Here is an 8717-nt window from a genome sequence, read left to right on the forward strand (position 1 = left end):
AAGTGAAACAGGACCTCGCCGATGATAGTGTGGGGCCTCCCCATGCGAAAGTAGGTCACTGCCAGGACCTTATCCCAAAACCCCCGAGCACCCTGTGCTCGGGGGTTTTACTTTGTGCGCCGAAAAAAGCCGCCAGCCGCCAGCCGCCAGCCGCCAGCCGCCAGCCGGAAAGATTGAACCGCAAAGACCCAAAGAACGCCAAGGGGAGTCGGGGATGTGCGGCTGACGCCGCGGCGCGTGCGAGTGCGTGGCCAGCGTTCGGTTCCTGTCCCGGCGCCGATTGCCGTTCTCAGCAGACGTTGACGCTGGTAAAAGCCGGCAACCCAACCGACGGGGCTGTGCGCCGGACGTCGACCGCCTCCCTCATTCAAAACCCTTCGCGCCCTGGGCGCCTTTGCGGTTCAATCTCCTGGCCGCTGGCCGCTGGCCGCTGGCCGCTGGCCGCTGGCCGCTCGTTACCCTCGTCACGCAATTGGGTTAGGATTCAAGCACAACGATCAATCGCCCGTGCCGTGATGCCTGCCGTTGTCGTGCAGAGCCATTCGAGGGTAGCACCGGCGCGGTGAACTGGTCCTTCTGCACCCGAAATCAAAGGCGAGTTGAATGCAATTCATCGATCTGAAAACGCAGTACGCGCGCATCGAGCAGGACGTTCGGAGCCGTATCGACGCGGTTCTGAGTCACGGTCAGTACATCATGGGCCCCGAGGTCCAGGCGCTCGAGGAAGAGCTTGCGACCTTTGTCGGGGTCGAGCACTGCGTCGGGTTGTCGAGTGGGACCGATGCGCTGCTCGCGGCGATGATGGCGCTCGAGATCGGGCGTGGTGACGAGGTCATCACCAGTCCCTTCACCTTCATCGCCACCGCCGAGATGATCGCTCTGCTCGGTGCCCGCCCGGTGTTCGTCGACATCGACCCGGTGACCTATAACATCGATCCCAATGCGCTGGAGGATGCGATCACCGGCCGTACCCGTGCGATCATGCCGGTTTCGCTCTATGGCCAGTGCGCCGACATGGATGCGGTCAATGCCGTGGCCGAGGCACATAATCTGGCGGTGATCGAGGACGCGGCGCAGAGCTTCGGCGCGACCTACAAGGGCAAGCGCTCCTGTGGGCTCTCGACCATCGGTTGCACCTCCTTCTTCCCGGCCAAGCCGCTCGGCGCCTATGGCGATGCGGGTGCCTGTTTCACCAATGATGCCGATCTGGCGCGCCAGCTGCGCGAGGTGCGCAATCACGGCCAGTCGCGTCGTTACTACCATCCGCGTCTCGGCATCAATGGTCGTCTCGACACCATGCAGGCGGCGGTGCTGCAATCCAAGCTGGCGATCTTCCCCGATGAGGTCGAGGCCCGTGGTCGACTGGGTGCACGCTACAGCGAACTGCTGCGCGCGCGCGGCGCGGGAACGACCGCCGAGCCCGGCGAGAGCGGTGTGCTGACCCCCTCGATCGCTCCCGACAACACCTCGGTCTATGCCCAGTACACCCTGCAGGTGGCGGATCGCGAGGCGGTGGCCGAGGCACTCAAGGCGCGCGACATCCCCACCGCGGTGCACTATCCGGTGCCGCTCAACGAGCAGCCGGTGTTCCATGTCCCGGGAGCGCCGGCGACACCGGTCAGTGCCGAGGTGGCCGAGCGTGTGATCAGCCTGCCGATGCACCCCTATCTCACCGAAGAGGTGCAGCGCGAGGTGGTCGAGGCGGTGGCCGAGGCCTGCGGCCTCGAGGGCTGAGTGAACCGACCCCGGCGGTGATCGCCGGGGGGAAGGGTATGAACCCCGGTCCGTGCGCGGCGGATCGGGCGCCCGCCCCGCAATGGGGCGGGCAGGCGTCGGGCTCAGACCTCCTTGTAGAGCTCGGCGCCGGCCTCGCGGAACTCGCGGGCCTTCTCCTGCATGCCGCTCTCGACCGCCTGGTCGAGGTCCTCGATCTTCTGGCTGTTGGCGTATTCGCGCACGTCCTGGGTGATCTTCATCGAACAGAAGTGCGGTCCGCACATCGAGCAGAAGTGGGCGACCTTGTGCGAATCGTGCGGCAGGGTGCGGTCGTGGAACTCGCGCGCGCGCTCGGGATCGAGCGAGAGGTTGAACTGATCCTCCCAGCGGAACTCGAAGCGCGCCTTGCTCAGCGCGTTGTCTTGGATCTGCGCGCCCGGTAGGCCCTTGCCGAGATCGGCGCCGTGGGCGGCGATCTTGTAGGTGATGATGCCGCTGCGCACGTCCTCCTTGTCGGGCAGGCCGAGGTGTTCCTTGGGGGTGACGTAGCAGAGCATGGCGGTGCCGTACCAGCCGATGTTGGCCGCGCCGATACCCGAGGTGATGTGGTCGTAGGCCGGCGCGATGTCGGTGATCAGCGGGCCGAGGGTGTAGAAGGGCGCCTCGAAGCAGTCGACCAGCTCCTTGGTGACGTTCTCCTGGATCATCTGTAGCGGCACGTGACCGGGGCCCTCGATCATCACCTGCACGTCGTGCTCCCAGGCGCGCTTGGTCAGCTCGCCGAGGGTTTCGAGCTCGGCGAACTGGGCGCGGTCGTTGGCGTCGGCGAGCGAGCCCGGACGCAGCCCGTCGCCGAGGCTGACGGCGACGTCATAGGTGCGCAGGATCTCGCACAGCTCCTCGAAGTTGGTGTAGAGGAAGTTCTCCTGGTGGTGCGCCAGACACCACTTGGCGAGGATCGAGCCGCCACGCGAGACGATGCCGGTGACCCGATCGGCGGTCAGCGGGATGTAGCGTAGCAGCAGCCCGGCGTGGATGGTGAAGTAGTCGACGCCCTGCTCGGCCTGCTCGATCAGGGTGTCGCGCACCAGCTCCCAGGTCAGCTCCTCGGGACGGCCATCGACCTTCTCCAGCGCCTGGTAGATGGGCACGGTGCCGATCGGCACCGGCGAGTTGCGCAGGATCCACTCGCGGGTCTCGTGGATGTTCTTGCCGGTCGACAGGTCCATCAGGGTGTCGCCACCCCAGCGCGCCGACCACACCATCTTCTCGACCTCTTCCTCGATCGATGAGGTGGTGGCCGAGTTACCGATATTGGTGTTGATCTTCACCCGGAAGTTGCGACCGATGATCATCGGCTCCACCTCAGGGTGGTTGATGTTGGCCGGGATCACCGCGCGACCGCGCGCCACCTCATCGCGCACGAACTCCGGGGTGATCTGCTCGGGCAGCGGCTGGCCGAAGGCGTTGCCGGGGTGCTGGCGCAGCAGCTTGGCATAGCGCGGATCGGCGCGCAGTTCGTCGAGCCGCATGTTCTCGCGGATCGCGACGAACTCCATCTCCGGGGTGATGATGCCGCGGCGGGCATAGGCCATCTGGGTGATGGTCTGGCCGGGCTTAGCGCGGCGGGGGGTACGCAGATGTTCGAAACGCAGGTGGGCCAGCGCTGGATCACTCTGACGGGCGCGACCGAAGGCCGAGGTCGGACCGTCGAGCTGCTCGGTGTCGCCCCGCGCCTCGATCCAGCCCGAACGCAGATCGGGCAGGCCGGCCATCAGATCGATGCTGGCATTCGGGTCGGTATAGGGCCCCGAGGTGTCGTAGACCGGGATCGGCGGATTCTCCTCCGGCTCGCCGCTGGTGAGCGTCGGACTCTGGGCGACCTCGCGCATGGGCACGCGCAGATCGGGACGCGAGCCGGTGACATAGACCTTGCGCGAATTCGGGAAAGGGCGGGTCGCGGCCTCGGAGAGTTGCGCGGTCTTGTGGACGAAGTCTTCTGGAATGGCGCTCATCGGGTTTCCTCAGGACTGGAGCGGGGCGCTGGGCTCCACGCGATTGCTGGCTCGGCCAGCATGGGCTGCGGGTCGACCTCGATGCGCCGCATGGATGTTGGCGAGCGCCGTCGGGCAGGTGTGCGGCATGGTTGGAGCGGGTCGGGCGCGGGCACCGGGTGGGGTGCCGCAGGATCGCCGTCGGCTCCATTGCCTGCTTTCCTGCGCCGGCATGATCCGGGTCAGGTTCGAAGGGTCTCTTCTCAGCCCGTTCCGGCCCCGGCGCGCGCCGCGGATCTCGCGGTCGCCGCCCGCGAATCGGCGCGGACACCCCCAGCAGTGAATGTCACTCGAAGCTATAGAAAGGACGCCATGATTTCAACCGCGAATTCACGCGGTTGCCGTGATTTCGCCATCTCTGGAGGGTCGTGCCATGCTTGATCGAGAATCCGCCGCTGTCCCCCACGTTCACGCCGCGGCCAACGGATCGCGCCCCGCTGCCGGTGTCGGTCGGCTGGTGCTGACCCCGACCGATCCGCGTGGTCGTCCAGGGATGCGGCTGTTGGTCGGTCAATTGACCGAGGCCGGCTTCATCGGTGCGCCGCTGTGGCCGGGGCGACCGATCTACCGGGTCGGTGATGATTTCCTGGCGCTGGTGAGCTTTGCCGGTTGCGCGGTGCGGATCGATCCGACGGGTGAGGGCGAGGGGCCCTGGTGCCGGGTCGGGATCCCGCGCCCGAGTGCGCGGGCGCGCCCCTGCCTGGGGCACAACACCCGGGCGCCGCGCTGTCATGAATGCCGCTCGCGGCTGGAGGACTGGCCGCGTCGACTGGAGTTGTGGCACAGCCAGCCGCGCAGCGGTTGGCGTTGCGACGGTTGTGGTGTGGTCCGACCACCCTGGGGGTGGGACTGGGGGCGACGGGGCGGGTTCGGGCGGACCTTCGTGGAGGTCGAGGCGGTGTTCCCCGGCGAGGCGGTGCCGACCCCGGCGCTGCTCGATCTGTTGACTCGGGCCAGTGGCCTGAGCTGGCGTTACTTCTATGTCCAGGGTTGAATCAGTTGCCAGTTGCCAGTTGCCAGTTGCCAGTTGCCAGTTGCCAGTTGCCAGTTGCCAGTCGCCAGTCGCGGGATTGAACCGCAAAGCCCCACAGCACGCTAAGGGGGCGAAGATGTGCGGCTGAGGCCGGGGCGTGTGTGCGAGTCCATTGGTTTCTGCACCGGCGCCGTCGGCAGGCGCTGACGCTGGCGTTGGGGTGCCGAAAGGCGGCAACCCAACCGACGCGACTCCAGCGATCCGCCGCCAGCCGCGACAGGCCCCTGTTCAGAAGGGTGCCTGTCGCGCTCGATGGCGGTGACTCAGGTCCGGGCGTTGAGCCAGTCGCCGATCGCCGGGGTGACCTCCTTCTGCGCCTTGCCGCTGACATAGATGCCGATGTGGCCGCCGGGGAAGGCCAGCTCGGTGTAGTCCTCGCTGCCGACCAGGCCCTTGAGCGCGCGTGAGGCATCCGGCGGCACCAGGTGGTCCTGCAGGGCGTAGATGTTGAGCACCGGGCAGCTGATCCGGGCCAGATCGATCTCGTCCTCGCCGATCCGCACGCCGCCGTTGATGAAGCCGTTGCGCTGGTAGAAGTCCTTGATGAACTGGCGGAAGGTCTCGCCGGCTTGATCGGGGCTGTCGAAGATCCACTTCTCCATGCGCAGGAAGTTCTTCACCTTGCGCGGGTCGTCGAGCAGGTCGACCATGTTGATGTATTTCTGCCCGGTCAGGCTGAACGGCTTGAGCGAGAGGAAGGTCCAGTTGAGCAGCTCGCCCGGGATGTTGCCCATGGTGTCGACGGCGAGGTCGACATCGACGTCCTGCACCCAGGCCGAGAGCAGGTTGTCCGGGGTCTGGAAGTCGACCGGGGTGACCATGGTGACCAGGTTGTTGACCTTGTCCTGGTGGAGCGAGGTGTACATCAGGCTGAAGGCGCCGCCCTGGCAGATGCCGAGGATGTTGACGCGGTCGATGTCGTGGGTCTCGCGGATGTGGTCGACGCAGCGGTCGATATAGCCGTTGATGTAGTCGTCGAGGGTCAGCGCGCGATCGGCCTGATCGGGATAGCCCCAGTCGATCAGATAGACGTCCTGCCCGGTGGCGAGCAGCCCCTTGATGGTCGAGCGATCCTCCTGGATGTCGGTCATGTAGGGGCGGTTGACCAGGGCGTAGACCACCAGCAGCGGGATCGGTTGGCGCGCCGTGCCCTCAGGTGCCTGATAGCGGTAGAGGGTCAGCTTGTCCTCCTGATAGACCGCCTCCTTGGGGGTCACGCCGGTGTCGATCTCGCCGGCGCTGATCAGGTTCTCCATGCCCTGGCCGAGCTTGCGATTGTAGTCGAGCATCTCCTGGGCGAGCTTGTCGGGTCGGATATCGATGGGGATCACGATCTCGTTCCTCTCAGTGTGCGGCGGGTGCGCGCGGCTGCGTCGGCGGGGCGACTCGGTCAGCTGCTCGTGGTCGGTTTGGCGGTGGTCTTCTTGCGCGCCGTGGTCTTGCGCGTCGCCGGGGTGCGCTTGAGCGCGGTGGCCGGCTCCTTCGCCGGCTCGCCGAGCGCGGCCTCCACCCGCTTCTCGAGCTGGTGCAGGCGGCAGCGCAGCTGCTTGTTCTCACGGCGGGTCTCCTGCAGCCGGTCCTGCAGGGTGCGCAGCTCGCTGCGGGTGGGCATGTTCAGTGCGCCGAGGTTCTCGTCGACGATCACCGACATGCGCTTCTTGAACCGCATCTGGGCGTTGATCAGCCGACCGTGGATGCGTGCGTACTCGGGGGTGGCGACCTCCTCGGCATAGACGCTCTCGCAGCACCCCACCCAGTTGTCGTAGAGCGCGCGGGCCGAATCGATGCTCTTGCCGGACTCGACCACGCCCTGGATGAAGCTGCCCATGCGCTCGACCGACTTCATCCCGAGCCGGCTGTAGAACCCGGTGTATTCCTGCAGTGCCGACTGATAGTCCATCGAGCAGCGCAGTAGCTCCTGGTACTGTGCCTGCTCCTCGCGGGTGTAGCCGAGCCCCGGCGCCGAGAGCGCCTGATCGAGACGGTCCCTGAGCTGGTCGTGTGGCATGTTGCGCAGGAAGTCGCCCGGGACCGGCGAGAGCGAGGACATCATCCGCTGCCAGTTGTCGAGCGGCAGCTCCCAGAACGCGCTCATCCGCTGCATCGCCTCGTTGCCGCCGTCGAGACCGCCGCTGAAGCGCCGCTGCATCTCCTCCATGGCCTTGAGCCAGGTGCTCATCGGGTCTTTGCTGTCGCCACCGCCGTTGACGAACTGTTCACCCAGCCCGAACAGGGTCTGACCCTGTTCGATCAGCTTGTCCATGAAGGCGCGGGTGTTTTCCGGGGCCGCGGGCGACATCGCCCGCCACCATTGCTCGACCGCCTCCGACCAGGCGTTGGTCGGCTTGGCGTGTTCCGTCGCGCCCATCGCCTTGCGGCTCATCTCGGTCCAGCCATCCCAGTACTTGCGCTGCAGTTCGAGCCAGTCATCGTCGAAAAAGATGCCCTTACTCATGCTATTGCCTTCCTCAGGATCGGGTTTGAACGAACGTTAGCATGCTGATTTGTGCACTGCAACAAAGGTGCGTAGAATCCCCTTTGAAACCGGACCGGCGCATCGCCTCGTGTCCTGAACCGGATAGTACAGGCTCGCGGGGGTTGCAATCCGGCGGTCATTGCGCAACGGTGCTTCGACCGGCGGTTGCCGGTATTCACAACCATTCGCCCGACCTAATCGATCAATCCAAGCGAGAGAGCGTATACACGATGAGTGAAGATATCGTCATTGTCGACGCCGGACGTACCGCCGTCGGCAACTTCGGCGGCAGTCTCTCCTCCCTGCCGGCCACGGAACTGGGCACGGTCGTGCTCAAGGCACTGCTGGCGCGCACCGGACTCGATCCGCAGCGGGTCGACGAGGTGGTGCTCGGTCAGGTGCTCGCCGCCGGCGTCGGACAGAACCCGGCGCGCCAGACCGCGCTCAATGCCGGGCTGCCGCATGGGGTGTCGGCGATGACCATCAACAAGGTCTGCGGCAGTGGTCTCAAGGCCGTCCACCTGGCGATGCAGGCGGTCGCCTGTGGCGACGCCGAGGTCGTGATCGCCGGTGGACAGGAGAGCATGAGCCAGTCGCCGCACGTGCTGCCGCGCTCGCGCGACGGCCAGCGCATGGGTGACTGGAAGCTCAAGGACACCATGCTGGTCGATGGACTGACCGATGCCTTCGATCAGTGCCACATGGGCATGACCGCGGAGAACATCGCCAGGCAGTACGGTTTCACCCGCGAGGCGCAGGACGCCTTCGCCGCCGACTCGCAGCGCAAGGCCGAGGCGGCGATCGAGGCCGGGCGCTTCACCGACGAGATCGTTCCGGTGAGCATCCCGCAGCGCAAGGGCGAGCCGCTGGTCTTCGACCGTGACGAGTTCCCGCGCGCCGGCACCACCGCCGAGAAGCTCGGGCGGCTGCGCCCGGCCTTCGATCGCGAGGGGACGGTGACCGCCGGCAATGCCTCGGGGATCAACGATGGCGCGGCGATGGTGGTGGTGATGCGGGCATCGACCGCCGCGGCGCTGGGGCTGACCCCGATGGCGCGACTGGTCGCCTTCGCCAGCGCCGGCGTCGACCCCAAGATCATGGGGACCGGTCCCATCCCGGCCTCCAACAAGTGCCTGGAGAAGGCGGGCTGGACCCCGGCCGAACTCGACCTGATCGAGGCCAACGAGGCCTTCGCCGCCCAGGCGATGTCGGTCAACCAGGAGATGGGCTGGGATCTCGACAAGGTCAACGTCAACGGCGGGGCGATCGCGCTCGGTCATCCGATCGGCGCCTCCGGCGCCCGGGTGCTGGTCAGCCTGCTCTACGAGATGCGTCGGCGCGAGGCCCGCAAGGGTCTGGCGACCCTGTGCATCGGCGGTGGTCAGGGGGTTGCGCTGGCCGTCGAGCGCGTCTGAACCCCTCGCTCGCCCCGGGTGAA

General features: G+C 66.5%; 6 protein-coding genes and 1 riboswitch. Of the genes, 3 read left to right on the forward strand and 3 right to left on the reverse strand.

Features of this window, described 5'->3' with window-relative positions; genetic code table 11:
• Nucleotides 1–603: 603 nt before the first annotated feature.
• A complete protein-coding gene (locus EBL85_RS15995) occupies nucleotides 604–1734 on the forward strand; it encodes a DegT/DnrJ/EryC1/StrS aminotransferase family protein (RefSeq protein WP_123143429.1) in 1131 nt (376 codons plus the stop codon).
• 104 nt (nucleotides 1735–1838) lie between these two features.
• Here EBL85_RS15995 and thiC read toward each other — a convergent pair whose 3' ends face one another.
• Entirely contained in the window at nucleotides 1839–3731 is a 1893-nt protein-coding gene (gene thiC, locus EBL85_RS16000; RefSeq protein WP_123143430.1) for a phosphomethylpyrimidine synthase ThiC, read from the reverse strand.
• A gap of 181 nt (nucleotides 3732–3912) precedes the next feature.
• Nucleotides 3913–4055, reverse strand: a riboswitch (TPP riboswitch).
• 88 nt (nucleotides 4056–4143) lie between these two features.
• Between thiC and EBL85_RS16005 the strand changes: the two genes are divergently transcribed.
• Nucleotides 4144–4764, forward strand: coding sequence for a hypothetical protein (locus EBL85_RS16005; RefSeq protein ID WP_223806176.1), 621 nt, complete (start codon nucleotides 4144–4146; stop codon nucleotides 4762–4764).
• A 302-nt stretch (nucleotides 4765–5066) separates the two neighbouring features.
• Here the strand turns inward: EBL85_RS16005 and EBL85_RS16010 are convergent, their stop codons facing one another.
• Together EBL85_RS16010 and phaE are read right to left on the reverse strand one after the other, a co-directional pair.
• Entirely contained in the window at nucleotides 5067–6134 is a 1068-nt protein-coding gene (locus EBL85_RS16010; RefSeq protein WP_123139591.1) for a class III poly(R)-hydroxyalkanoic acid synthase subunit PhaC, read from the reverse strand.
• Nucleotides 6135–6193: 59 nt separating this feature from the next.
• Complete coding sequence (gene phaE, locus EBL85_RS16015; protein WP_123139590.1) at nucleotides 6194–7258, reverse strand: class III poly(R)-hydroxyalkanoic acid synthase subunit PhaE; 1065 nt, start codon at nucleotides 7256–7258, stop codon at nucleotides 6194–6196.
• 251 nt (nucleotides 7259–7509) lie between these two features.
• On the opposite strand from phaE, the gene EBL85_RS16020 reads away from it, so the two are divergent.
• On the forward strand, nucleotides 7510–8694 hold the full coding sequence (locus EBL85_RS16020; RefSeq protein WP_123139589.1) for an acetyl-CoA C-acetyltransferase: 1185 nt from the start codon (nucleotides 7510–7512) through the stop codon (nucleotides 8692–8694).
• Nucleotides 8695–8717 lie beyond the last annotated feature (23 nt).

The sequence above is a fragment of the Marichromatium sp. AB32 genome (genome assembly GCF_003718675.1).
GTDB lineage: Bacteria > Pseudomonadota > Gammaproteobacteria > Chromatiales > Chromatiaceae > Marichromatium > Marichromatium gracile.

Coding starts and splice junctions, on each gene's coding strand:
- EBL85_RS15995 (WP_123143429.1), top strand. CDS start 604: ATGCAATTCATCGATCTGAAAACGCAGTACGCGCGCATCGAGCAGGAC.
- thiC (WP_123143430.1), bottom strand. CDS start 3,731: ATGAGCGCCATTCCAGAAGACTTCGTCCACAAGACCGCGCAACTCTCC.
- EBL85_RS16005 (WP_223806176.1), top strand. CDS start 4,144: ATGCTTGATCGAGAATCCGCCGCTGTCCCCCACGTTCACGCCGCGGCC.
- phaE (WP_123139590.1), bottom strand. CDS start 7,258: ATGAGTAAGGGCATCTTTTTCGACGATGACTGGCTCGAACTGCAGCGC.
- EBL85_RS16020 (WP_123139589.1), top strand. CDS start 7,510: ATGAGTGAAGATATCGTCATTGTCGACGCCGGACGTACCGCCGTCGGC.